General features: G+C 68.6%; 23 protein-coding genes and 1 tRNA gene. 10 read left to right on the top strand and 14 right to left on the bottom strand.

Annotated features, from left to right (window positions below; genetic code table 11):
- Positions 1 to 32: 32 nt before the first annotated feature.
- On the top strand, positions 33 to 1847 hold the full coding sequence (locus BU124_RS08570; RefSeq protein WP_084862699.1) for a M3 family oligoendopeptidase: 1815 nt from the start codon (positions 33 to 35) through the stop codon (positions 1845 to 1847).
- Positions 1848 to 2126: 279 nt separating this feature from the next.
- Here the strand turns inward: BU124_RS08570 and BU124_RS08565 are convergent, their stop codons facing one another.
- From BU124_RS08565 to BU124_RS08545, 5 genes are all read right to left on the bottom strand, one after another.
- Positions 2127 to 2441 carry a DUF4389 domain-containing protein gene (locus tag BU124_RS08565; protein WP_084862697.1) on the bottom strand — a complete coding sequence of 105 codons (315 nt, stop codon included), beginning with the start codon at positions 2439 to 2441 and terminating at the stop codon, positions 2127 to 2129.
- Positions 2442 to 2465: 24 nt separating this feature from the next.
- Complete coding sequence (locus BU124_RS08560) at positions 2466 to 3440, bottom strand: Gfo/Idh/MocA family protein (RefSeq protein ID WP_084862695.1); 975 nt, start codon at positions 3438 to 3440, stop codon at positions 2466 to 2468.
- A 136-nt stretch (positions 3441 to 3576) separates the two neighbouring features.
- The gene (rpoH, locus tag BU124_RS08555) at positions 3577 to 4473 is read right to left on the bottom strand and encodes an RNA polymerase sigma factor RpoH (RefSeq protein ID WP_084862845.1); all 897 of its coding nucleotides are present in this window, start codon (positions 4471 to 4473) and stop codon (positions 3577 to 3579) included.
- A gap of 205 nt (positions 4474 to 4678) precedes the next feature.
- A complete protein-coding gene (locus tag BU124_RS08550; RefSeq protein WP_084862693.1) occupies positions 4679 to 5725 on the bottom strand; it encodes an RluA family pseudouridine synthase in 1047 nt (348 codons plus the stop codon).
- Positions 5726 to 5793: 68 nt separating this feature from the next.
- Positions 5794 to 5870: transfer RNA gene (locus tag BU124_RS08545), tRNA-His, on the bottom strand.
- Positions 5871 to 6089: 219 nt separating this feature from the next.
- Here BU124_RS08545 and BU124_RS08540 point away from each other — a divergent pair.
- The 4 genes from BU124_RS08540 (at position 6090) to BU124_RS08525 (ending at position 8444) form a co-directional block, all read left to right on the top strand.
- Positions 6090 to 6278: a DUF6324 family protein gene (locus BU124_RS08540; protein WP_084862692.1), complete on the top strand. Its 189-nt coding sequence runs from the start codon at positions 6090 to 6092 to the stop codon at positions 6276 to 6278.
- A gap of 74 nt (positions 6279 to 6352) precedes the next feature.
- On the top strand, positions 6353 to 6574 hold the full coding sequence (locus BU124_RS08535) for a hypothetical protein (RefSeq protein ID WP_084862689.1): 222 nt from the start codon (positions 6353 to 6355) through the stop codon (positions 6572 to 6574).
- A 108-nt stretch (positions 6575 to 6682) separates the two neighbouring features.
- Complete coding sequence (locus BU124_RS08530; protein WP_143529928.1) at positions 6683 to 7432, top strand: hypothetical protein; 750 nt, start codon at positions 6683 to 6685, stop codon at positions 7430 to 7432.
- 106 nt (positions 7433 to 7538) lie between these two features.
- Positions 7539 to 8444: a hypothetical protein gene (locus tag BU124_RS08525; RefSeq protein WP_084862685.1), complete on the top strand. Its 906-nt coding sequence runs from the start codon at positions 7539 to 7541 to the stop codon at positions 8442 to 8444.
- A gap of 15 nt (positions 8445 to 8459) precedes the next feature.
- On the opposite strand, the gene BU124_RS08520 is transcribed toward BU124_RS08525, so the two are convergent.
- On the bottom strand, positions 8460 to 9239 hold the full coding sequence (locus BU124_RS08520) for a class I SAM-dependent methyltransferase (RefSeq protein WP_179141890.1): 780 nt from the start codon (positions 9237 to 9239) through the stop codon (positions 8460 to 8462).
- Entirely contained in the window at positions 9236 to 9382 is a 147-nt protein-coding gene (locus BU124_RS14770) for a hypothetical protein (protein WP_179141889.1), read from the bottom strand. Before BU124_RS14770 ends, BU124_RS08520 begins: the two co-directional genes overlap by 4 nt.
- 124 nt (positions 9383 to 9506) lie before the next feature.
- On the opposite strand from BU124_RS14770, the gene BU124_RS08515 reads away from it, so the two are divergent.
- A complete protein-coding gene (locus tag BU124_RS08515; RefSeq protein WP_084862682.1) occupies positions 9507 to 10394 on the top strand; it encodes a LysR substrate-binding domain-containing protein in 888 nt (295 codons plus the stop codon).
- Between the two features lie 160 nt (positions 10395 to 10554).
- Here the strand turns inward: BU124_RS08515 and BU124_RS08510 are convergent, their stop codons facing one another.
- Complete coding sequence (locus BU124_RS08510; RefSeq protein ID WP_084862680.1) at positions 10555 to 11154, bottom strand: riboflavin synthase; 600 nt, start codon at positions 11152 to 11154, stop codon at positions 10555 to 10557.
- Between the two features lie 144 nt (positions 11155 to 11298).
- Here BU124_RS08510 and BU124_RS08505 point away from each other — a divergent pair, with 144 nt between their 5' ends.
- The 3 genes from BU124_RS08505 (at position 11299) to BU124_RS08495 (ending at position 15949) form a co-directional block, all read left to right on the top strand.
- Positions 11299 to 12606, top strand: coding sequence for a capsule biosynthesis protein (locus tag BU124_RS08505; RefSeq protein WP_084862679.1), 1308 nt, complete (start codon positions 11299 to 11301; stop codon positions 12604 to 12606).
- Between the two features lie 174 nt (positions 12607 to 12780).
- A complete protein-coding gene (locus BU124_RS08500; RefSeq protein ID WP_245831652.1) occupies positions 12781 to 13917 on the top strand; it encodes a polysaccharide biosynthesis/export family protein in 1137 nt (378 codons plus the stop codon).
- Position 13918: 1 nt separating this feature from the next.
- A complete protein-coding gene (locus BU124_RS08495; protein WP_084862675.1) occupies positions 13919 to 15949 on the top strand; it encodes a capsular polysaccharide biosynthesis protein in 2031 nt (676 codons plus the stop codon).
- On the opposite strand, the gene ribD is transcribed toward BU124_RS08495, so the two are convergent.
- On the bottom strand, positions 15928 to 17010 hold the full coding sequence (gene ribD / locus BU124_RS08490; protein WP_084862843.1) for a bifunctional diaminohydroxyphosphoribosylaminopyrimidine deaminase/5-amino-6-(5-phosphoribosylamino)uracil reductase RibD: 1083 nt from the start codon (positions 17008 to 17010) through the stop codon (positions 15928 to 15930). The genes BU124_RS08495 and ribD overlap by 22 nt on opposite strands.
- 23 nt (positions 17011 to 17033) lie before the next feature.
- Positions 17034 to 17543, bottom strand: a complete 510-nt coding sequence (gene nrdR, locus BU124_RS08485; protein WP_084862673.1) for a transcriptional regulator NrdR — start codon at positions 17541 to 17543, stop codon at positions 17034 to 17036.
- A 193-nt stretch (positions 17544 to 17736) separates the two neighbouring features.
- On the opposite strand from nrdR, the gene BU124_RS08480 reads away from it, so the two are divergent.
- Positions 17737 to 18414 carry an SDR family oxidoreductase gene (locus BU124_RS08480; RefSeq protein WP_084862671.1) on the top strand — a complete coding sequence of 226 codons (678 nt, stop codon included), beginning with the start codon at positions 17737 to 17739 and terminating at the stop codon, positions 18412 to 18414.
- A 3-nt stretch (positions 18415 to 18417) separates the two neighbouring features.
- Here the strand turns inward: BU124_RS08480 and BU124_RS08475 are convergent, their stop codons facing one another.
- From BU124_RS08475 to dnaG, 4 genes are all read right to left on the bottom strand, one after another.
- Entirely contained in the window at positions 18418 to 18822 is a 405-nt protein-coding gene (locus tag BU124_RS08475) for a secondary thiamine-phosphate synthase enzyme YjbQ (protein ID WP_084862669.1), read from the bottom strand.
- A 5-nt stretch (positions 18823 to 18827) separates the two neighbouring features.
- The gene (locus BU124_RS08470; protein WP_084862666.1) at positions 18828 to 19109 is read right to left on the bottom strand and encodes an HlyU family transcriptional regulator; all 282 of its coding nucleotides are present in this window, start codon (positions 19107 to 19109) and stop codon (positions 18828 to 18830) included.
- Between the two features lie 69 nt (positions 19110 to 19178).
- Positions 19179 to 21173: an RNA polymerase sigma factor RpoD gene (rpoD, locus tag BU124_RS08465; protein ID WP_084862664.1), complete on the bottom strand. Its 1995-nt coding sequence runs from the start codon at positions 21171 to 21173 to the stop codon at positions 19179 to 19181.
- A 171-nt stretch (positions 21174 to 21344) separates the two neighbouring features.
- Positions 21345 to 23321, bottom strand: coding sequence for a DNA primase (gene dnaG, locus BU124_RS08460; protein ID WP_084862663.1), 1977 nt, complete (start codon positions 23319 to 23321; stop codon positions 21345 to 21347).
- Between the last annotated feature and the right edge of the window lie 21 nt (positions 23322 to 23342).

Below are 23342 nucleotides of genomic sequence, written 5' to 3'. Positions count from 1 at the left end.
GTAGGGGAAAACCCCAACATGGAGAGGCCCACATGACCAAGCAGCCGGTATTCGACGCCAACGCCAGCGGGGGGCGGCCCCTGGGCGACCTGCCCGAATGGGACCTGACCGATCTTTACGACGGCCCCGATGCGCCGGCGCTCAAGCGCGATCTCGACTGGCTGGAAGAGGCCTGCCGCAGCTTTGCCGCGGACTACGAGGGCAAGCTGGCCGGGCTGGACGCGGCACAGATGCTGGAAGCGGTGCAGCGCTACGAACAGATCGACATCATCGCCGGGCGTATCATGTCCTTCGCCGGGCTGCGCTACTACCAGCAGACGACCGACCCGGACCGGGCCAAGTTCATCTCGGACTGCCAGGACCGGATCACCAGCTTCACCACGCCGCTTGTCTTCTGGTCGCTTGAGATCAACCGCCTGGACGAGGCCGCGCTGCAGGGCCTGCTGGCCGCCGATGCCGACCTGGCCCGCTACACCCCCGTCTTCGACCGCATCCGCAAGATGAAGCCCTACCAGCTTTCCGACGAGCTGGAAAAATTCCTGCACGATCAGTCCGTCGTCGGGGCCTCGGCCTGGAACAAGCTCTTCGACGAGACCATCGCCGGGCTCGAATTCGAGATCGACGGCGAGAAACAGGGCATCGAGGCGACGCTGAACCTGTTAAGCGAACAAAACCGCGCCACCCGCGAGAAGGGCGCGCGCGAATTGGCCCGCGTCTTTGGCGAGAATGTCGGCCTCTTCGCCCGCGTTCACAACACGCTGGCCAAGGAAAAGGAAATCGAGGACCGCTGGCGCAGCATGCCCAGCCCGCAGGCGGGCCGCCACCTGGCCAACGACGTCGAGGCGCCGGTGGTCGAGGCGCTGCGCGACGCCGTCGTCGCCGCCTACCCGCGCCTGTCGCACCGCTATTACACCCTCAAGGCCAAGTGGCTGGGCCTCGACAGAATGCAGGTCTGGGACCGCAACGCGCCGCTGCCCATGGAAAGCGACCGCGTCGTCGACTGGGACGAGGCGCGCGAGACGGTGATGAGCGCCTACGCCGGCTTCGACCCGCGCCTTGCCGACCTCGCGCAGCCGTTTTTCGAGCGCGGCTGGATCGACGCGCCGGTCAAACCGGGCAAGGCGCCCGGCGCCTTTGCCCACCCCACGGTGAGCACCGCGCATCCTTACGTGATGCTGAATTACCTGGGCAAACCGCGCGACGTGATGACCCTGGCGCATGAACTGGGCCACGGCGTGCATCAGCGGCTTGCCGCGCAGCAGGGCGAGCTGCTGTCGGCCACCCCGCTGACGCTGGCCGAAACCGCCAGCGTCTTCGGCGAGATGCTGACCTTCCGCAAGCTGCTGGCCGAGGCCCCCAGCCAGGCCGAACGCAAGGTCCTGCTGGCCGGAAAGGTCGAGGACATGATCAACACCGTCGTGCGACAGATCGCCTTCTACGACTTCGAGTGCAAACTGCACGAGGCGCGCCGCGGAGGCGAACTGACCCCCGATGATATCAACACGCTCTGGATGTCGGTGCAGGGCGAAAGCCTCGGCCCGGTCTTCGACTTCATGGACGGCTACGAGTCCTTCTGGGCCTACATCCCGCATTTCGTGCATGCGCCCTTCTACGTCTATGCCTATGCCTTCGGCGACGGGCTGGTGAACGCGCTCTACGCCGCCTACGAGGCCGCGCCCGAGGGATTTCAGGAGAAATACTTCGAAATGCTCCGGGCCGGCGGCTCCAAGCATCACTCCGAGTTGCTTGCGCCCTTCGGCCTGGATGCCTCCGACCCGGCCTTCTGGGACAAGGGCCTGAACATGATCGAGGGCATGATCGACGAGCTGGAAGCCATGGAAGACTGACCCGACCGCCGGCGCGATGGACCCGTCCGGAGCCTCCGGCGGGGATATTTCAGGCCAGAAGAAGCACGGGGGACGCGCAAGGCCGTCCCCCGTGCGAAACGCACCTGTGCGTCTCCTGGCGCGGTCATCGGCGTCCCCGCCTGTACCGCAAATTCACCGTGGCGCGTCCGGGTTAACAAACCCTTGCATCTTCTGGCCAAAAATATCCCAGGGTGAATTGGCCGCAGGCCAAGAGGGGCAGCGCCCCTGATTCACCCGGCGATCCCTTGCGCCGCGATGTCAGTCCAGCTCTGTCCAGGGCCAGGGCTTCTCTTCGGAGGCGAAGGCCTGGTAGCGCGCCGCCTTGGCCACCCACATGCCCATCGTCGTGCCGAAATCGGCCACCCGTTCGTTGGGGTCCTTGTTGTTGACCAGCGTCAGCACGAACTGGATCAGCGCCAGGATACCGATGATCGTGCCGGCGAAGGACAGCATGACCCCGATGATGATCATGTAGACCAGCCGGGTGAAGAGATTCTCCGAGATCGGGCCGGCGGGGGCGCGCCGGGCGGTGTTCTCGGGCATCACGTCGTCGAATTCGTTGCGGTCGGCCATGGCGATTCCTCCTGTCGTGGGAGTTTAGCCGCGTTCGCCCTTTTCGAAAACAGAGTCGATCATGGCCTGGGTGCCGCGGGCGTCTTCCAGCGTCCAGGGATAGGCGGTGCCGTCGCGGACGCTGCGCCCGAAATTCTCGACCTGCAGCCTGTAGTGATTGTCCGAGGGGAACCGCTCGGTCCACTCGGCCGCGCCATTGCGGACCTCCAGCCGCGCCTCACCGTAGACGAGCGGGTTGAAGGGCGCCGTCAGCCGCAGCCAGCCCTGATCGCCCATGAAGAGCATCTCCTGGAAAGCATGCAGGCGCATCGAATTGACGAAATGCGCGGTGAAAGTCTCGAACCGGGCCGAGACCCGGGCCAGCACGTCCACGCCGTTCTCGAAGGCCAGGTCGGCATGGGTGATCTCGCGCGGCTCCTGCCCCGTCGCCCAGCGGGTGCTGCCGTAGGTGTAGACGCCGATATCAGGGATGCCGCCGCCGCCCTTGGCGGGATCGTTGCGCACGTTGCCCGGATCATCGGCGTTGTTGTAGCAAAAAACGCCCTCGACATGGGTCAGGGTGCCGATGGCGCCTGATTGCAGGATCGCGCGGGCGCGCTGCCATTGCGGGTGGTGGACGATCATGTAGGCCTCGGCCACGAGCAGCCCGGTCCTGTCGCGCAGGGCGATCAGCGCGTCGATCTCATCGGCCTTCAGGGCGATGGGCTTCTCGGTCAGCACGTGCTTGCCCGCCTCCAGTGCCTTGCGCGTCCATTCCACGTGCAGGTGGTTGGGCAAGGGCACGTAAACAGCGTCGATGCCGGGGTCGGCCAGCAGGGCGTCATAGCTGTCGTGAACCCGCAGCCGCGGCTGCAGTGCCTGAAACGGCGCGACCTTGCCGGGGTCCGAGGTGGCCAGTGCGGCCAGTTCGGCGTTGTCGGCCAGGTGGATGGCCGGGGCCATCTGCTCGCGGGCGAATTTGGCGGCGCCGAGTATGCCCCAGCGGATCGGTTCACTCATGTCGGTCCTCCCTCTCGGCCCCTTGTTAGCGGTCTAGAGGCCATTGGGAAAGAGACCAGGCCGCCGGAGGGTCGGTCGGTGACGGCTGCGGCCACTGCCGGGGTCGGTCACGCTCCGTCACAGCCTGTGCCCGGGATCAGGCCGCCGGCACCAGTCCGCGCTCGCGGGCCAGCTGTTGCATCTTTTTCTGCAGCTTTTCGAAGGCGCGGACCTCGATCTGGCGGATGCGCTCGCGCGAGACATCGTATCTAGACGACAGGTCCTCAAGGGTCACGCTTTCCTCGGCCAGGCGGCGCTGCATGAGGATATCGCGCTCGCGCGCGTTGAGCACATCCAGTGCCTCGGCCAGCAGTTCGCGGCGCGCGTCGAACTCGTCCTTCTCGGCGTAGTCTTCGGCCTGGTTTGCGCCTTCGTCCTCCAGCCAGTCCTGCCACTGCATGGAGCCTTCGCCCTCTTGCCCGACGGTCGCGTTGAGCGAAGCATCAGACCCCGAAAGGCGCTGGTTCATGCTGACGACCTCGTCCTCGGTCACGCCCAGATCCTGGGCGATGCGCTCGACGTTCTCGGGGCGCATGTCACCGTCTTCCAGCGCGCCGATGCGCGCCTTGGCCTTGCGAAGATTGAAAAACAGCTTCTTCTGGGCGCTGGTGGTACCCAGTTTGACCAGCGACCAGGACCGCAGGATGTATTCCTGGATCGAGGCGCGGATCCACCACATGGCATAGGTGGCAAGGCGAAAGCCCTTTTCGGGATCGAAGCGTTTCACGGCCTGCATCAGGCCAACGTTGGCCTCGGAGATGACCTCGGATTGCGGCAGGCCATAACCGCGGTAGCCCATGGCGATCTTGGCGGCCAGGCGCAGGTGGCTGGTCACCATCCTGTGGGCCGCCTCGGTGTCCTCGTGGTCGACCCAGCGCTTGGCCAGCATGTATTCCTCTTCCGGCTCCAGAAGGGGAAACTTGCGGATCTCCTGCATGTAGCGGTTCAGGCCCTGTTCCGGCGAGGGCGCCGGCAAGTTGGCATAGGTGCTCAGGTTCGTTGTCGTTTCCGCGTCGCTCATGTCGTGTCCCCTCCCGATGTTTATGGGGTTAACATGAATATGGCCACTTCGGCGGCCATTTCAAGGCTGATGTCGGCAGGTCTAGACCCTTCGACGCCGGGACGCAGCCGAAAACGGCGCGTATTTCACTGCTTTCACGCACATGAGACCGTGTTTCGCCGCGCATTCGCGAAAAATCCTAGGGGGTGTCGGCCCCTGCGCCGGGCGCAAGCGCGGCCAGAAGACCGACCATGTCCGGCGGCAGCGGCGCGGCAAAACGCAGCCGGTCGCCGGTGACCGGATGGACGAAGCCCAGCGTGGCCGCGTGCAGGGCCTGGCGGGGGAAGGCGTGCGCTGCGGCGGCGCCCGCGTCGCCCGCCGCCGAGATCGGCAACCGGCGCCGCCCTCCGTAGACCGGATCGCCGATCAGGGCATGGCCGACATGGGCCAGGTGCACGCGGATCTGGTGCGTCCGCCCGGTTTCCAGCCAGCACTCCAGCAGCGCCGCCGCCAGCGGCTGGCCCAGCGGCGAGATGACCCTCGCCCGGGTCACCGCGCGCCGCCCGCCCGTGCGCACCACGGCCTGTTTCTGCCGGTCGTGGGGGTGGCGAGCCAGCGCGGCCTGGATGCGCAGGACCCCGCCGGCCTCGAAGCTGGCGCCGCGTATCCCGCGCAGGCGCGGGTCGCCGGCATCGGGCACCCCGTGGCAGATGGCGCGATAGTGGCGGTCGACGTCATGCGCCTCGAACTGGGCCGCCAGCCCGTGGTGGGCACGGTCGGACTTGGCCGCGACCAGAAGGCCCGAGGTGTCCTTGTCGATGCGGTGGACGATGCCGGGCCGCCGTTCGCCGCCGACGCCTGAAAGGCTGTCGCCGCAGTGATGGATCAGGGCGTTGACGAGGGTGCCGCTGGGCGTTCCGGGGGCGGGATGGACGACCATGCCCGCGGGCTTGTTCACGACGATCAGGTCCGCATCCTCGTGGACGATGTCCAGCGGGATCGGTTCGCCGCTCATGTGGCTTTCGCTTGCCGCCGCCAGGGTCAGCGTCACCCGGTCGCCCGCCGCGACGCGGCCCTTGCCGCTGGTGACAACCGCGCCGTTGACCGCCACCGCGCCGTTCTCGAGCAGCCGCGCCAAGCGCGATCGGCTGAGCGCGGCCTCATGGGGCACGTCGCGCGCCAGCGCTTTGTCCAGCCGCGCGGGCGGGTCAGGCTGGATCGCGAAGGTGAGGCGGGTCTCGGTCATCGGGTCCTCGAAGGCCTCGGGCCGCCCGTGTCACGACAGGTGGGGCAAGGGGCGGAAAAGAGGTGAGATGGTACCGCCTCCCCGGCTCGAACGGGGGACCTCTAGATCCACAATCTAGCGCTCTAACCTACTGAGCTAAGGCGGCACTGACGCCGGGACTAGCCCCGCGACCCGGCAAATGCAAGGGGGTTTTCGGCGGCCGGGCACCGCTGCACTGGCCCCTTTCCCGGCCAAGTTTCGCACAGCTGCCGTTCCGCGCCACCCGTGCACAGCACCCCGTGTCCGGCACCGCTCGCCCCGGCCCCCCTCTTGCCAAAAAGGGGGCCTGCGGGTAGGTGCCGCCCAGCAAGGAGGCGCGACACCCATGGGCATCAACACCGAACGCGACATCGAGGCCAACCTCCAGATCGGACCCACCGACGCGGGCATGGTGCGGCTGTTCGTGGTCTCCGACGGCTTGGAAATCCCGATGGATTTCTCGCCCGAGGAGGCCGAGGAAATCGCCGAGGAAATCACTACCGCGGCCCGGGGTGCGCGCGCCCTGGCCAAGTGAGCCGAGCCGGGGGGCTTGCGCCGGCGCCGCGGCCTCGGGCAGGCTGACCGGGTGCGGACAGGCGGGCGGGTGAGATGCGCAAGTTCCTGAACACGGACTCCCTGACGGGCCTCGCCAATATCGTGCTGGGCGGGGCGATCACTTCGGCTGCCGTGGTGGCCGGCGGGGTGCTGCCCAGCGGGGCGATCCAGGCCTCCTTCGGGTTGAGCGAATTGATGGGGTCGGTCACCGCCCAGAGCCGCCGCGACATCGAGATCGTCATGGCCCGCATGCGCCGCCAGCTGGAAAAGGACTGAGAACGCTGGGCCGGGCTCGAGGGCGTCGCCGACGCGGGCCTGCGTGCCAGCGTCCTGCAAAGCTTCGACGATGTGCTGCCGCGGATCCGGCTGGACCCGGCGGACTTCGTGAGCCGGCGGTTCGACGCCGCGGCCATGGCCGATCTGACGCTGCGCCAGGCCGAGCGCGAGATGCCCCAGGTCTACGGCCCGGCACAGGCGCGCGGGACCGACGGGGCGCTGGCGCGCGAGGTTCTGTGGAACCTCAGCCACCGCACCTATGCGACGTTGGCCGCCGACCCCGCCTTTGCCACGCTGATTTCGCCGGCGCTGTGGTCGGGGGTCCTGTCCCAGACCGACCGCATCCTGGACGCGCAGCAGGTGCAGGACGGCCGTATCGCCCGCATGGAGGACCTGCTGCGCCAGGCCGTCAGCCGCGGCCCCGGCGGCCGCGACGCCCGCCGCAGCGGGATCGACGAGGCCGCGCTGATCGCGCTGGCCGCGCGCATCGCTGGCGAGGTGTCCGATGCCGACACGGCCCTGCGCGAACTGGAAGGCGCGGTGGAGATCGCGGTGGCAGTCCAGGCCCGCGGAGACGGCCCCGACGCTGTGCTGCGAGATGTGGCCGCGGCCTCGGCCCGGGGCGCGCACAAGACCGCCACCGAGCGGCTCGACGCCGAGCTCGACCGGCTCGAAACGGCGCACGTGGCGCGCAAGCGCGCCCTGCTCGACGACGCGCTGGACCAGGACAGGCTGCGGCGCGACGCGGGCGCGGCGGCCCGGCGTCATCTGGCGCTGGCCGGGCTGGAGGCCGGCGCGCCCCCCCGATTTCGACACCATTCGCGAACTGGCCATCGCCCGTTTCGCCGCCGGCCGTGACCGCGGCCTGCCGCTGGAGCTGGAGATCGCGGGCGCGCTGGCCGAGCACCTGCGCGACCACGCCGCCACCGCCGAAGAGCGCGGCGCGGCGCTCAACCTCGCCGGGGTGGTGCACCACACGTTGGGCGAACGCGCGGCCGGCCCGCGCCACCTGCTCATGGCCACCGCCAGTTTCGAGGAGGCCCTGTTTCACTGGGATCGCACCCGCCTGCCGGACCTCTGGGCCAGGGCGCAGATGAACCTGGCCAATTCCACCGTGGCGCTGGCGCTGCGCGAAGCGGGCAACGACCGGCTGGACCGGGCCATCGCCGCCTACCGCGAGACGTTGCGCGTGCGCACCCGCGAGGCCGGCCCGGGCGAGTGGGCGCGCACCCAGATGAACCTGGCCGGTGCCCTGCGACACCTGGCCGAGGCGACGGGCGAGGTGGCGCATCTCGAAACGGCCTTGTCGATCCTCGACGAGGCCCTTTGCGTGCGCACCCGCGCGGCCGATCCCCATGAATGGGCCATAACCGTGCTCAACCGCGCGATGGCCAACCGTGCCTTCGGCGCGCTGACCGGCAAGACGGCGCGGACCGAGGCGGCGCTAGCCGATCTCGACCGGGCCGAGGCGGTCTTCGAAGCGGCAGAGGCCACGTACTATCTTGGCTGCGCGGCCCTTGAACGGGGGCAGGGCCTGTCCGCCCTGGCCAGCCTGGTGCCCGATCACGCGGAGGCGCGGCTGACCGAGGCCATGGCAGCCCTCGGGCGCGCCGTGACCCGCTTCGGATCGGCGGGCTCGCGGGTGGACATGCTGGTCGCGCAGGGTCACCTGGCCCTGGCCCGCCTGCAGCAGGGGGGCATCGCCGGCGACCGCGCGCAAGAGGACGCCGCCCGGCGGGACCTTGCCACTGCCAGCGCGGCGCTGGTCGAGACCGGGCACCACCGCGGCGCCATGATGCTGGAGGCCCGCGCCCGGACGGGCCCCGGCGCCGCACCCGGCAGCCTGCCGCTGCGCGACGCCGGCACCTGAGGCGGGGTCCGCCAGTCAGGCCGGGCGACGGGCCCGCAGATGACCCGGGCGCAGTTGCCCCTGCGCGGCCAGCAGCGCGCGAATGCGGGCGTTCTCGACAGACCGTTCGGCGTCCGCGCGGCCAAATCGCGCGACGAAAGTCTCGAACAGCGGCCCTTTCAGCCGTTCATATTCGTCGTTTGCATAGGCGGCGAACCAGGCGTTGCGGTCCTCGGTCTCGATACCGGTGAACCCGGCCGCGCACAGGGCGGCGGCCGTCTCGTCGAGGGTGGCCATCTCGTAGGTCTCGTCGCCGTCGCTGGTCCAGGCGCGCATCTCGGGTGTCATCGGGGCGTCGGCGCGGAACCAGTCGGCCAGCACCAGCGCGCCACCCGGGCGCAGGACGCGGAACATCTCCTGAAGGGCCGCGGGTTTGTCGGGCAGATCGACGATGGTGTCCTTGGAAAACACCACGTCGAAGCTCTCCGCCGCGACGGGCAGCGGCCCGGGGGTGACGTGGTGAAAGGTCATCGCCTCCTGCAGGCCTTCGGCCCGGGCCCGCGCGCGGGCGGCCTCGATCGAGGCACCGTCGATATCCACGCCGGTGACATGCGCCGCGCCGTGGTCGCGCACAAGTAGCGCATCATAGCCGCCCAGCCCGCAGCCCAGATCGAGCACGGCGCGGCCCCGGGCGCTGACATCGCCCAGCATGCGGGCCAGTTCCGGGGCGCCGCCGGGCGACAACAGGCCGTCGCCCCAGCGCAGTTGCAGTTTTTCCAGCAGCGTGTCGGTGTAATAGAGGGCGTGTTCGGTCATTTGCGGCCCCCCGTCGCCCGGGTGGACGCCCGGTGGCGGCGGCCATCGCCCGACCCTTTCGAGAGGTGGCGCAGCGCGGGGTAACGGCCCCAGAGGCGTGTGGCTTCGAGGGAATTCGCAGGCGTGCGGTCGGTCGGTTTCATGTCTGTCCTCCTTGGTCTGCAGGTCCATGGGCGCCCAAGGATGCCGACAGACTAGGCCCGGCGGAGGCTTGACGACAAACGAGCATTGCTCGCACGATGCATTAGCTCAGTTCATCCGTTCGCCATGTCGCCGCGCCTGCCCAATCTCAACCAGTTGCGCGCCTTCGAGGCGGCCGCTCGTCTGGGTAGTTTCAAGGCCGCCGCCGAAGAGCTTTGCGTCACGCAGGCCGCGGTCAGCCACCGCATCAAGGGCCTCGAGGCGGACTTGGGCCGGGCCCTGTTCCGGCGCGGCACGCGCCATGTGAGCCTGCTGGAGGACGCCCGCCCGCTTGCCGCCGAACTGACCCGTGGTTTCGAACAGATCACCGCGGCCCTGGGCGATCTGCGCACCGGGGCCATGGCCGGGCGGCTCCGGCTGTCGGTCGCGCCCTTCTTCGGGAATCGCTGGCTGCTCCCGCGGCTTGCAGGGTTCGGCGATGCCCACCCCGATATCGAGATCGAAGCGGTGCTGTCCTTCGACATGGTCGATCTGGAAAAAGAGGATTTCGACGCGGCGCTGCGCTACGGGACCGGCGCCTGGCCGGGCCTTAGCAGCCGGCTGATCTATCGCGATTGCGTCGGCCCCGTCGCCGCGCCGGACCTGGTCGAGGGGATGCGCCTGCCGCTGTCCGTCTCCGACATTGCCGCGCTGCCGCTGGCCAGCACCGCCAGTTGGCCGGGCGACTGGCAGGACTGGTTCGACCGGGCCGGTCTGGCCCCGGAGCAGACACCGGTGCCGACAGTGCTGGACAACCGGGCGCTGGTCTTCGACGCGGTTCTCTCGGGCCACGCGATGGCCGTCTTCGACACGCGCATGACGGCCATGGACGAGGCCCGCGGCCGGCTGGTGCGCCTGCACCCGCTCACGGTCGAACGGCCCCAGGGCATCCACCTGGCCCAACCCGCACAGGCCCGTCAGGATTTGCGGCTCGAGGCCTTCGTGACCTGGCTGAGGCAGGAGGCCGAGGCGTGAGCCTCGGCGGCGCGCTCGGTCGACCGAGCGCGCACCCCGCTCACCCGTTGCACACAGGCGGGCATCGGAGCGGGCCGCGGGTCGTTCCGGGCGCGTAACCGGCGGGTGTTGCGCCGCGCGGCACCCCGGCGCGCCCCGCGCTCGGTCGACCGAGCGCGGCTCAGCCCACCTCGCGCAGGCGGGCGACGTAGCGGGCCATGGTGTCGACCTCGAGGTTGACGGCATCGCCCACCGCGACATCGCCCCAGGTCGTCACCGCCTTGGTGTGGGGGATGAAATTGATCCCGAAATCCGCGCCCTCGACCGCGTTCACGGTCAGCGAGGTGCCGTTGAGCGCCACCGACCCCTTGGGCGCGATGAACTTTGCCAGATCATCGGGCGCGCGCAGGGTGATGCGGGTGCTGTCCCCCTCGTCGCGCATCTCCACGACTTCGGCCACACCGTCCACGTGGCCCGAGACGATATGCCCGCCCAGCTCGTCCCCGACTTTCAGCGCGCGTTCGAGGTTCAGCCGCTTGCCGGGTGCCCAGCCGCCGCCGATGTTGGTGGCGCCGACGGTTTCGGCGGAAATGTCCACGTCGAACCAGGCGCGCGGCGCGCCGCCCTTGGCCACGACCGTCAGGCAGACCCCGTCGCAGGCGATCGAGGCCCCGATGTCGAGGCCCGCGATATCATACCCCGTGGCGATACGCGCGCGCAGGTCGCCGCGCTGGTCCACCTGGAGTATTTCCCCGATATCCGTGACGATGCCCGTGAACATGACTGCATTCCCTTTCCGACCCGCCTTGGCTAGACTCAACGGCGGGGCGGGGCAATCCCCGTCCTCGGCCCCGGCTGCCGCAACCGCGGCACGAAGGGGTCATATTGCAGCCGCAGCGGCCGGTTAGGACACGGACAGGCAAGTATGACAAGGCAAGCCCGCATCGTGACCGATCCGTCCCGCAAGACATTCCTGTTCCTGCAAGGCCCGCACGGACCCTTCTTCGACCGCCTCGGCCGCATGCTGACCCGGGCCGGCGCCGGCGTCTGGCGGGTGGGTTTCAACGCGGGCGACCGGGCCTTCTGGTTCGACAGCGGCAGCTACATCCCCTACACCGCCCCGGTCGCCGACTGGCCCGACCGGTTCCGCGCCCTCGTGGCAGAGAAGGGCGTGACCGACATCGTGCTCTACGGCGACACCCGGCCCGTCCACGCCCGGGCCATCGCCGCCGCGCGCAGCCTTGGCCTGATGGTGCATGTCTTCGAGGAAGGCTACATGCGCCCCTACTGGGTGACCTACGAACGCGGCGGCGCCAACGGCCATTCACGCCTGATGGACCTGTCGATAGCGGACATGCGCGCCGCCCTCGCCCGCAACGAAATGGACCTGCCCGAGGCGCCGGCGCAATGGGGCGACATGCGCCAACATGTCTTTTACGGGGCACTCTACCACTGGTTCGTGCTGTTCCGAAATCGCGCCTACCGCAATTTTCGCCCGCACCGCGACCTGCCCCTTTTGACCGAGACGCTGCTCTATACCCGCCGCCTGCTGCTGATGCCCGTCTTCGCGCTGGACCGGATCGCGGCGACCCTGCGGATCAAGCACGGCGGATATCCCTATCACCTGGCCCTGCTGCAACTGGAGCACGATTCCAGTTTCCAGCAGCATTCGTCCTTCGCCAGCATGGCGGACTTCCTCGAGACGGTGATCGCCGGATTTGCGCGGGGCGCGCCGCGCCATCACCATCTCGTCTTCAAGGCGCATCCGCTGGAAAACGACCAGTCCCCGCTCAAGCGGATCATCCGCGCGAGGGCCACCGCGCATGGCGTTGACGACCGCATCCACTACGTGCGCGGCGGCAAGCTGGCACAGCTTCTCGACCACGCGCGCACCGCGGTGACGGTCAATTCCACCGCCGCCCAGCAGGTGTTGCACCGCGGCATCCCGCTCAAGGTCTTCGGAGACGCCGTCTATGCCAAACCGGGTTTGGTCTCGGACCAGCCGCTGGAGGAGTTCTTCGCACGTCCCGGCCGGCCCGACCTGGCCGCCTACAAGGATTTCCGGCGGTTTCTTCTGGAAACCAGCCAGGTGCCCGGCGGGTTCTATTCGGCGCGCGGGCGGCGGCAACTGTTGCGCCAGGTGGTCGACATGATGCTCGACCCCGACGATCCCTACGAGGCGCTGCGTCTGGGCAAGGCCCCGCCGCGCCAGCAGCTGCGCGTCGTCAAGTAGTCGTCCGCCCGATCTAGCGGACCGATCACCGATCAACACAGGATGTTGCGCGCGCGTGCAGCGCCGCAACACCACCGGCGCCCCGGCAGGAAATTCTGGCTTTTTCGTCGATTTGCCGGTAATTTACGGGAAAAACCTGAGGCAGAACAAAAACAGGTCGAGGAGACCGGAGCAGTGAAACCCATCAGCTTGCGCCTTGCCAGGGGCGCGGCCGTTCTGGCCGCCGTCCTGCTTGCATCATCCTGCGGCCTGCCGCGGTCGGGGCCGAACAAGAACGAGATCTTCGCCGGATCGGTGATGCGCGAGGGCGATGCCTTTGTCCTGCTCGTCGATGACCGCATCAACCGAATCGCCAGCGTGACGCCCGCACTGGGCTTCTCGGAAAGCTTCCGCAACGCCGGGCAGCTGGGCAGCGACACCATCAGCCCGGGCGACACCCTCAGCCTGACGATCTGGGAAAACGTGGCGGACGGGTTGCTGTCAGCGGAAGGCCAGAATGCCACTGTGCTGGACGAGGTGCAGGTCGATGGGGCGGGCTTCATCTTCGTGCCCTATGCCGGCCGCATCCGCGCCGCCGGCAACACCCCCGAGGCAATCCGCCGGATCATTACCGAGAAGCTGGACGAACAGACCCCGGACCCGCAGGTGCAGGTCCGCCGCCTGGCCGGGGACGGGGCCACCGTCTCGGTCGCCGGCGTCGTCGGCGGCCAGGGCGTCTACCCGATCGAACGGCCGACGCGCACGCTCTCGGCCATGCTGGCCGCGGCCGGCGGCGTGACCGTGCCGCCGGAAATCGCACAGGTCACACTGACCCGCGGGGATCATACGGGCCAGATCTGGTTCGACGACCTCTACGACCATCCGGGCCACGATATCGCCCTGCGCGCGGGCGACCGCATCTTCGTGGAACAGGATCGCCGGTCCTTCACCGCGCTGGGGGCCACCGGCACCCAGAGCCGCGTTCCCTTCGAAAGCCAGACCATCAGCGCCATCGAGGCCATCGCTCAGGTCGGAGGCCTCAACCCCGCGCTGGCCGATCCGACCGGGGTCTTCGTGTTTCGCAACGAACCCGAACCCGTCGCCCGGCAGCTACTTGACCGCGACGACCTGCAAGGCAGCCAGCGCGTGGTCTACGTTCTGGACCTGACCGGCCCCAACGGGATGTTCATGGCACGTGATTTCGCGATCCGCGACGACGACACGGTCTATGTCACCGAGGCCCCCTTCAGCCAGTTCAACAAGACCATCTCAGCCCTGACCGGAACCCTCGGACAGGCCACGGGCGCGGCGAACACTCTCACCGGCAACTGAGGTGACCGCCCCCGGACCCGATAGCGCCGCGGGGGGCACCGCGCGGCGCCTTTTCGTCTACAACGGCGGATTTCTCACCAGGCCCCGCATCCGCCGCATCCTAACCCTTGCGGGCTACGACATCCGCCTGGGGCGGCCAGGCGCGGGCGACATGATCGGGGTCTGGGGCCGCTCGCCCACCAGCTGGCGCGGCGAAACCGTCGCCGAGCACACGGCCGCGCCTGTGCTGCGCGTCGAGGATGCCTTCCTGAGATCGGTTCGGACCGGGCGCGAGGGCGACCCGCCGCTAGGGCTGCTGCTGGATAGCCGCGGCGTCCATTTCGACCCCGCGCGGCCCTCGGACCTCGAGGTCCTTCTGGCCGAGCACCCGCTCGACGACACGGCCCTTCTCGACCGCGCCCGTGCGGGCATCACCGCGCTGGCCCGGGCGCATCTGTCGAAATACAACGCCTTCGATCCTGCGACGCCCTGCCCCGCGCCGGGCTATGTGCTCGTCATCGACCAGACCGCGGGCGACGCCAGCGTCACCGCCAGCGGGGCCGACCGCAACCGGTTCCTCGAGATGCTGGTCTGCGCGCGCGAGGATCACCCGGGCGCGCGGATCCTCGTCAAGACCCACCCAGAAACCCTGGCCGGGCACCGGGGCGGCCATTTCCGCGACGGCGATCTCTCCGCGGGCATGGAATTCTTCACCGATCCGGTCTCGCCCCATGACCTGCTCGAGGGGGCGGTCGCGGTCTACACGGTCTCCTCGCAACTGGGCTTCGAGGCGATCCTGGCCGGTCACAACCCGGTTGTGTTCGGCCAGCCCTTCTACATCGGCTGGGGCCTGACGCAGGATCGCGCGCCACTGGACCGACGCCGCCGGCGGCTGACCCGCGCGCAGCTTTTCGCGGCGGCGATGATCCTCTATCCGCGCTGGTTTGATCCCTGTCGCGACCGGCTGTGCCCCTTCGAGGACGCCGTGCAGTCGCTCGCGGCCCAGACCCGGGCGTGGCGCGAGGACCACGCCGGCTGGGTGGCCAGCGGCATGCGGCTGTGGAAAAGGGCACCGCTGCAGCGGGTCTTCGGTCAGCACCGCAAGGTGGCGTTCGAAGACCGCCCCGACCGCGCCGCCGCGCGCGCGCATCGTGACGGACGGCGGCGCATGGTCTGGGCCTCTGCGGCCGCGGGCCATGACGGCGCGGTCCGGGTCGAGGACGGCTTCCTGCGCTCGCGCGGGCTGGGGGCCGACCTGGTGCCACCCCTGTCGCTGGTGCTCGATGATCTCGGCATCTACTACGATCCGGCGCGGGACAGCCGCCTGGACCGCCTGATCGCGAACAGCCCCGACTTGCCGCTTTACGAAATCAGACGGGCCGAGCATCTTGTCCGGCAAATTATTGAGAAAAATTTATCTAAATACAATCTCGCTGCGGATGCACGCCCCCCCGACCTGTCCGCCGGGCGGCGCATCCTTGTCCCCGGCCAGGTGGAGGATGACGCCTCGATCCTGGCCGGGACGGACACGATCCGCACCAACCGCAGGCTGCTCGAGGCAACCCGCGCGGCCAACCCCGCCGCCGTGATCCTTTACAAGCCGCACCCGGACGTCGAGGCCGGCCTGCGCGCCGGGGCCGTGGCGGACGCCGGCGACATCGCCGACGCCGTGCTCGACCGCACCGATGCCATCGCCGCGCTCGAGGCGGTGAACGAGGTCTGGACCTTGACCTCGCTGCTGGGCTTCGAGGCGCTGCTGCGCGGCAAATCCGTCACCTGCCTCGGCACACCGTTCTACGCTGGCTGGGGGCTGACAGACGACCGCGCCATGCCTTGTACGCGCCGGGCGGCCCGGCCCACGCTGGCGCAGCTGGCCCACGCCGTGCTGATCGACTACCCGCGCTACCACGATCCCCTCAGCGGCCTGCCCTGCCCGGTCGAGGTCGTTGTGGACCGGCTCGCCACCGGCACCGTGCCGCGGCCGGGGCGCCTCAACCGCCTGCTGGCCAAGGCACAGGGGCTGTTGGCCGGCTACGCCGGGCTGTGGCGCTGAACCTGCCAGCGGTGCATCAGGTCCGGCCCGATGGGGCGGCTTTCCACCAGATCGAAGCGCGGCGCATCGGCCAGCGCCTCCAGCCCCATCGCGCCCAGGGCCGGGGTGCCCTCGGCCCCCAGCGCGACCCCGGCGGTGAAGCCCACGATCTCGTCAACCAGCCCGGCAGCCAGCAGCGCCGCGGCCAGCGTCCCGCCACCCTCGCAAAATACCGAGGTCAGCCCCGCCGCCCCCAGCTGGCGCAGCATGTTCGCGGGGTCGATCTGGCGTTGATCCACCGCGCAATCGAACAGCCGCGCGCCCCGGTCGCGCCAGACCGCGCGGCGGGCCGCGGGCGCCTCGCGTCCGTGGCACAGCCACAGCGGGGCCTGATCCAGGGTATCGACCAGACGACCCTCGGGCAGGTCCAGCCTGCGGGTGGCCACCACGCGCACCGGCTGCGGCATCGGCCCCAGCCCGCGCACAGTCAGCGCCGGGTCGTCAGCCCGCGCGGTGCCCGCACCGACCAGCACCGCGTCATGCCGCGCCCGCATCGCGTGGACCGCGCGCCGGGCCAGCGGCCCGGTGATCCAGCGGCTTTCACCCGTGGCCGTCGCGATGCGTCCGTCGAAGGAGGCCGCCAGCTTGAGCGTGACCCGGGGTCGCCCGGCCCGGCGGTTCATCAGGTATCCGGCCAAGTCCGCCTCGGCCCGGGCGCGCAGGACGCCGGTCTCGACCGCGACTCCGGCAGCGCGCAACGCGGCAATCCCGTTGCCCGCCACGCGGGCGTCGGGATCGCCCGCCGCCACGACGACACGCGCGACGCCGGCGGCGATAAGTGCCTCGGTGCAGGGCGGGGTCCGGCCGTGATGCGCGCAGGGTTCCAGCGTGACATGCGCAGTGGCGCCGCGCGCCGCCCGACCGGCCATGGCCAGCGCCTGCGTCTCGGCATGTGGCCGGCCACCATCGGCCGTTCGCCCGCGGCCCAGCACGCGGCCCCCCTTGGTGATGACACAGCCCACCGCCGGGTTGGGCCAGACCCGGCCCAGCCCGCGCCGCCCCAGCGCAAGCGCCTGGGCCATGTGGCGCGCGTCGGTCGCGCCGGTCACTCCGACGCCGGGCCTTCGGGGGGCGCCGCGGCCACCTCGTCCTCGGCCGCCTTGGCCTGGGGGCGCAGCTCGCTGACGAACTTGTCGAAATCGTCAGCGGCCTGGAAATTCTTGTAAACGCTGGCAAAGCGGACATAGGCGACGGTGTCGATCCGGGCCAGCGCCTCCATCACGATCTCGCCGATCTGCTTGGAGGGGATATCCGTCTCGCCCATGCTCTCCAGCCGCCGCACGATGCCGGAAATCATCTGGTCCACTCGTTCCGATTCCACCGGGCGTTTCTGCATCGAAATGCGCACCGAGCGTTCCAGCTTGTCGCGGTCGAAATCCTCGCGCCGCCCGTTGGACTTGATGACAACGAGGTCTCGCAACTGCACCCGTTCATAGGTGGTAAACCGCCCCCCGCAGGCCGGGCAGAACCGCCGCCGCCGGATCGCGACATGATCCTCGGCCGGGCGCGAGTCCTTCACCTGGGTATCGACGTTTCCGCAAAACGGGCAGCGCATGGGCCGTCCCCCTTCTCTTCTCGGCCTCTTCGGTCATGGGTCTCAAGCCCAGTTATCCACAGCTATCATAGGACACCCGCAAGGTTTTGGGTAGAGGGGAATTTACACCGCTAGATAAGCAGCGACCACGGGGTTTAAGACCGCGGACATTTGCTTAGATCAAAGTTGAAGCCAGAAAAAGAAAGGCCAAGACATGTCCGACAAGACCCTTTTCATCACCGGCGCCTCCACGGGCATCGGGGCCGAAACCGCCCGCGCCGCCGTGGCCAAGGGCTGGCGCGTGGCGCTCATGGCGCGCAGCGCCGACAAACTGGATGCGCTGGTGCAGGAGTTGGGCACCGAAAGCGCCCTCGCCATAACAGGAGACGTCACTAACTACGACGATCTCACCGCCGCCGTCACCGCCACCAGGGACAAGTTCGGCGCTATCGACGCCGTTTTCGCTAACGCGGGCATGGGCCTCGACACCCCGGGCGTGGCCGATGGCGACCCCGAGGAATGGCAAACCATGATGGACCTCAACGTCATGGGCGTCCTTTGGACGGTCAAGGCGACCTATGAGGCGCTGAAAGAGGCCAAGGGACATCTGATCCTCACCGGTTCGGTTGCCGGGCAAATCCACCTGCCGGGCTCGGTCTATGGCGCGTCCAAATGGTTCGTCCACGGCTTTGGCGGCAACATGAGCGAGGAAATGCGCGGCTGGGGCGGGCGCTGCACCGTCATCGCGCCGGGCATGGTCGATACCCCCTTCTTCGACGAGGCCAAGCCCGACAAACTCAAGCCCGAGGATGTGGCCCGAACCGTGATCTTCGCCTTGGAACAGCCCGAGCGCGCAGATGTCCGCAACCTGACGATCATGCCCACCGGCTGACCCTCAGGCCAGATGCGCCGCGACCTTCCGGGTATGCGGCGCATCGCGATGCTCAAACAGGTAAATCCCCTGCCATGTGCCCAACACAGGCACGCCACCACTGACCGGAATACTCAAACTCACTGGCAGCATCGCCGCCTTGATATGGGCGGGCATGTCGTCGGGGCCTTCCTGCACATGGGTCAGATAGGCCATGGCCGGATCATCCGCCGGCGGCACCAGCCGGTCGAAATACGCGAGCAGGTCGCGCTGCACTGCCGGGTCGGCGTTTTCCTGGATCAAGAGCGAACAGGAGGTGTGCTGGACGAAAAGCGTCAGCACCCCCGTGCCCCGTACCCAGCCGGCCACCTGCCCGGTGAATTCGTAAAGGCCGGGGCCATCGGTGCCGATGCTGAACCGGGTCTGCATGGGGTCTAGAAGATGCCGTCGCCCTGCTGGTCGATCATCTGCCGGCACTTCTGCACCGTGGCCTCGACGGCCTGGTCACGATCGCCCACAACATCGGCCCGGATCAGGCTGTGGGACTTGGTCTCGCCCGCCACCTCGCGCTCGATGCGGCCGGCGATGCGATAGCCGCCCTCGGCCTTCATCGGCTCGGCGAAGATGCGATAGCCGTTGTGCTCAACCGGTTCGGCCGCCTCGGTGGCCGCGCCGCCGCCGTCGCCGCCACCGAAGAGTTTCCTGAGAAGGGACATGCCGAGGCTCCTTTCCGGTCTCGAGTAAAGCAGGTCGGGGGCACCCTGTCCACGCCGACCGGCCCGGCGTTACTGATCCAGGAACGACCGCAGCTTGCGGCTGCGCGAGGGGTGCTTGAGCTTGCGCAGGGCCTTGGCCTCGATCTGGCGGATGCGTTCGCGGGTCACCGAGAACTGCTGGCCCACCTCTTCGAGGGTGTGGTCGGTGTTCATGCCGATGCCGAAGCGCATGCGCAGAACGCGCTCCTCGCGCGGGGTGAGCGAGGACAGCACCCGCGTGGTGGTGTCCTTGAGGTTGTCCTGGATCGCCGAGTCCAGCGGCAGCACCGCCTGCTTGTCCTCGATGAAATCGCCCAGCTGGCTGTCTTCCTCGTCGCCGATGGGGGTTTCCAGCGAAATCGGTTCCTTGGCGATCTTCATCACCTTGCGGACCTTTTCCAGCGGCATCTGCAGCTTGCCGGCCAGTTCCTCGGGCGTGGGTTCGCGGCCGATCTCGTGCAGCATCTGGCGGCCCGTGCGCACCAGCTTGTTGATGGTCTCTATCATGTGGACCGGGATGCGGATGGTGCGGGCCTGGTCGGCGATGCTGCGGGTTATCGCTTGGCGGATCCACCAGGTGGCATAGGTCGAGAACTTGTAGCCGCGGCGGTATTCGAACTTGTCCACGGCCTTCATCAGGCCGATGTTGCCCTCCTGGATCAGGTCGAGGAACTGCAGCCCGCGGTTGGTGTATTTCTTGGCGATCGAGATCACCAGCCGCAGGTTGGCCTCGACCATTTCCTTCTTGGCCGCGCGGGCTTCCTTTTCGCCCTTCTGGACTTGGGCGACGATGCGGCGGAACTCGGAGATGTCGACGCCGACGTACTGGCCCACCTGGGCCATCTCGGCGCGCAGCTCCTCGATCTTGTCGGTGTGCCGTTCGACGAGCGATTTCCAGCCCCGGCCCGAGCGGCTGGCCATGTCCTCCAGCCAGCCGGGGTCGAGCTCGCGGCCGCGGTAGGCCTCGATGAACTCGCGGCGGTTGATGCGGGCCTGGTCGGCCAGCTTCACCATCGAGCTGTCGATGGACATGATCCGGCGGTTGATGCCGTAAAGCTGGTCGATCAGTGCCTCGATGCGGTTGTTGTGCAGATGCAGCGAGTTGACCAGCTCCACGATCTCGGCGCGCAGGGTCTGGTATTTCTTCTCGTCGGCCGCGCTGAAAGAGCCGTCCTCGTTGATGGTCGCCGACATGCGGGCGTCCTGCATGGCCGAAAGCTTGGCGAAATCGTCGGCGATGGTGTCGAGGGTTTCCAGGACGCGCGGCTTGAGCGTCGCCTCCATAGCCGCGAGCGACATGCTGGCGGCGTCCTCGTCCTCGTCCTCGTCCTTGGCGATGGGGTTGCCGTCAGCGTCGAGCTCGGGGCTGTCGTCCTCCTTGGCCTCGGGTTTGGGGGCGGACTCGGGTTCGACGACGGGGGCGGTGTCGGCAGTGCCCTCGTCAAGCTGGTTGCCGAAGGTGGTTTCCAGGTCGATGACGTCGCGCAGCAGGATTTCCTCTTCCAGTAGCTCGTCACGCCAGATGGTGATCGCCTGGAAGGTCAGCGGGCTTTCGCACAGGCCCGCGATCATGGTGTTGCGCCCGGCCTCGATGCGCTTGGCGATGGCGATCTCGCCCTCGCGCGACAGCAGTTCCACGCTGCCCATCTCGCGCAGGTACATGCGCACCGGGTCGTCGGTCCGGTCGAGCTTTTCCGAGCTCGATCCACCCATGGCGACGTCGCGCCCGCCCACGGTGGCGACCTCGGTCGAGGTGGATTTCTCGTCCTCGCCCTCGGCGACTTCCTCGCTTTCCTCTTCCTCGGTGACCTGGATGCCCATCTCGTTGAGCATCGACATGACATCCTCGATCTGGTCGGAACTGACCTGGTCGGGCGGCAGCACCGCGTTGAGTTGATCGTAGGTGATGTAGCCGCGGTCCTTGGCCTCTGCGATCATCTTCTTGACCGCGGTCTGGCTCATGTCGATGGCGATGTCGCCATCCGCGCCGGTCTCGCTGCGATCCTCGGTGTCCTTGGCTGCCATGCGTGTCCCCTCTGGCTGTCGCGCAGTGATTCGGATGATTCGCGTTGGTCGAATCAATCCGCCACCCGCGCGATTCGCAATGCCCTCGCGCCCCGTTTTCGGCGCTCTGTTGCCCCGTGTCCCCCGGGGCCGCCCCCGTAAGCCTGCCACGGCGTACGGGTACCGACCGACTTAGCGCGGCCCGCGCCCCTTGGCAAAGTCGATCTTGCTTAACAATTCATCAAAGGCGCTGCGTTCATCCCGTTTCATGCGGGCCCCGTTGGGGCCCGTGTCGTATTCGGCCCGGTCGTCATCGTCCTGTTTGCCGGCGCGGTTCATGGCCGCGCTGGACTGCGCCAGCCGCGCTGTCAGCCGTTCATCGGCCACGTCGGTGGCCAGGTCCTCCATCGCGTCCTCGACCTCCTGCGGGTGGCCGCGGCGCGCGTTGAGCTTGGCCAGTTCCTCGGCCAGGCACATGGTGGCGACCTCGCCGTTATCCGGCTTGCGAACCGCCGGCGTTATGGCGACGTGGGCCTGCGCGAAGAGCTTTTCAAGTGGCTCGGCGCCGATCATGTCGGTCACCTCCTGCGCGACGTCCGGCCCATCGGCGCGCAGCAGGGCATCGCGCAGCCGGGCATGGTCGGGCGTGACACAGACCAGCCGCTCCAGTTCGTGCAGGAAATCGGGCAAAAGGCCGGGGTTGCGGATCAGCGTGGCAAGGATCACCGCTTCGCGCAGCTGGTCCTCGACCGGGCCGCCGGTAGCCAGAAGCGAGGCCTTGCTGTCGGGCATGGGCGGGGCGATCTTCCACTCGGGCAAGGCCCCGCGGCCGCCCGGACGCCAGGCGCGGCGGCGCGCGCCCTGCCCCGGCCCCTTGCCTTGCGCCGGGCCGAAAAGCTGCCAGCGCAGCTCCTTGATCGCGGCGCCGTAATGGCTGCGGATGGAGGGGTCGCGGATCTGCTGGATCCGGTCGCGCAGGGCCTTGTCCAATGCCGCACGGCGTTCGGGACTGTCGAAGGATTTGCCCTCGATCTCGCGCTGCCAGAGCAGCTGCACCATGGGCAGGGCCGCGTCGAGCTGCTTGCGCAGACCGCCCGGCCCCTGCGCGCGCAGCAGGTCGTCGGGGTCCATGCCCTCGGGCATCATGGCAAAGCGCAGCGACTGGCCCGCCTGTAGCAGCGGCAGCGCCAGGTCCATCACCCGGCCCGCCGCGCGCTTACCGGCGGTGTCGCCGTCCAGCGTGATCACCGGCTCGGGCGCGATGCGCCAGATCATCGCCAGTTGCTCTTCGGTGACGGCGGTGCCCAGCGGCGCGACAGACGCCTCGAAGCCCGCTTCGGAGAGCGCGATCACGTCCATGTAGCCCTCGGCCACGATCAGCGTCTGGCCCTTGCCGGCGGCCTCGCGCGCGCGGCGCAGGTTGAACAGGCTGCGCGACTTGTCGAACAGCTCGGTCTCGGGCGAGTTGAGGTATTTGGCGTTATCCGAAGGGTCGAGCGCGCGCCCGCCGAAGGCGATGCAGCGCCCGCGCGCGTCGCGGATGGGAAAGATGATACGGTTGCGGAACACGTCGTAGGGATCGCGGCCGCGGTCGCTCGTCCGGGCCAGCCCGGCGGCGACGATCAGCTCATTATCAACCCCCTTGCCGGCCAGGTGATCGCGCAGGTTGGACCAGCCCGGCGGGGCCAGGCCGATCTCCCAGCGCTCCAGCGCCGGGCCGGTCAGGCCGCGCCCGGCCAGGTAGTCGCGCGCCGCGGTCCCGGCCTGGGTGTTGAGCTGCAACCGGAAGAACTGCACGGCCAGGTCCATGACCTCGGCCAGCCGCGTGCGCCGATCGGCCTTTTCCTGCGCCGCGGGGTCGCGTTCGGGCAGGCTCATCCCGGCCTCGCCGGCGAGGATTTCCACCGCCTCCATGAAGCCGACATTCTCGGTCTCTCGGACGAAGGAAATGGCGTCGCCCTTGGCGTGACAGCCAAAGCAGTAGTAATAGCCCTTCTGGTCGTCGACGTGAAAGCTGGCGGTCTTTTCCTGGTGGAAGGGGCACGGCGCCCACATGTCGCCCTTGGCCTGGTTGGACTTGCGGTTGTCCCACATCACCTTGCGGCCGACGACCCGGGCAATGCTCAGGCGGCTGCGCAATTCATCAAGGAAACCGGGCGGCAGGCTCATGGAGCGAATATAGGCCCGGCC

The sequence above is a fragment of the Salibaculum halophilum genome, from assembly GCF_002094885.1.
Taxonomy (GTDB): domain Bacteria; phylum Pseudomonadota; class Alphaproteobacteria; order Rhodobacterales; family Rhodobacteraceae; genus Salibaculum; species Salibaculum halophilum.
This window is presented reverse-complemented; position numbering and strand designations above follow the sequence as displayed.

Bases quoted from the DNA above. Each gene is read 5' to 3' on its own strand.
- BU124_RS08480 (WP_084862671.1), top strand. From the start codon at position 17,737: ATGTCCGACAAGACCCTTTTCATCACCGGCGCCTCCACGGGCATCGGG.
- BU124_RS08550 (WP_084862693.1), bottom strand. From the start codon at position 5,725: ATGACCGAGACCCGCCTCACCTTCGCGATCCAGCCTGACCCGCCCGCG.
- BU124_RS08565 (WP_084862697.1), bottom strand. From the start codon at position 2,441: ATGGCCGACCGCAACGAATTCGACGACGTGATGCCCGAGAACACCGCC.
- BU124_RS08560 (WP_084862695.1), bottom strand. From the start codon at position 3,440: ATGAGTGAACCGATCCGCTGGGGCATACTCGGCGCCGCCAAATTCGCC.
- BU124_RS08505 (WP_084862679.1), top strand. From the start codon at position 11,299: ATGACAAGGCAAGCCCGCATCGTGACCGATCCGTCCCGCAAGACATTC.
- BU124_RS08570 (WP_084862699.1), top strand. From the start codon at position 33: ATGACCAAGCAGCCGGTATTCGACGCCAACGCCAGCGGGGGGCGGCCC.
- BU124_RS08520 (WP_179141890.1), bottom strand. From the start codon at position 9,239: ATGACCGAACACGCCCTCTATTACACCGACACGCTGCTGGAAAAACTG.
- nrdR (WP_084862673.1), bottom strand. From the start codon at position 17,543: ATGCGCTGCCCGTTTTGCGGAAACGTCGATACCCAGGTGAAGGACTCG.
- BU124_RS08510 (WP_084862680.1), bottom strand. From the start codon at position 11,154: ATGTTCACGGGCATCGTCACGGATATCGGGGAAATACTCCAGGTGGAC.
- ribD (WP_084862843.1), bottom strand. From the start codon at position 17,010: ATGGCCCAGGCGCTTGCGCTGGGGCGGCGCGGGCTGGGCCGGGTCTGG.
- BU124_RS08475 (WP_084862669.1), bottom strand. From the start codon at position 18,822: ATGCAGACCCGGTTCAGCATCGGCACCGATGGCCCCGGCCTTTACGAA.
- rpoD (WP_084862664.1), bottom strand. From the start codon at position 21,173: ATGGCAGCCAAGGACACCGAGGATCGCAGCGAGACCGGCGCGGATGGC.
- BU124_RS08535 (WP_084862689.1), top strand. From the start codon at position 6,353: ATGCGCAAGTTCCTGAACACGGACTCCCTGACGGGCCTCGCCAATATC.
- BU124_RS14770 (WP_179141889.1), bottom strand. From the start codon at position 9,382: ATGAAACCGACCGACCGCACGCCTGCGAATTCCCTCGAAGCCACACGC.
- BU124_RS08515 (WP_084862682.1), top strand. From the start codon at position 9,507: ATGTCGCCGCGCCTGCCCAATCTCAACCAGTTGCGCGCCTTCGAGGCG.
- BU124_RS08470 (WP_084862666.1), bottom strand. From the start codon at position 19,109: ATGTCCCTTCTCAGGAAACTCTTCGGTGGCGGCGACGGCGGCGGCGCG.
- BU124_RS08540 (WP_084862692.1), top strand. From the start codon at position 6,090: ATGGGCATCAACACCGAACGCGACATCGAGGCCAACCTCCAGATCGGA.
- dnaG (WP_084862663.1), bottom strand. From the start codon at position 23,321: ATGAGCCTGCCGCCCGGTTTCCTTGATGAATTGCGCAGCCGCCTGAGC.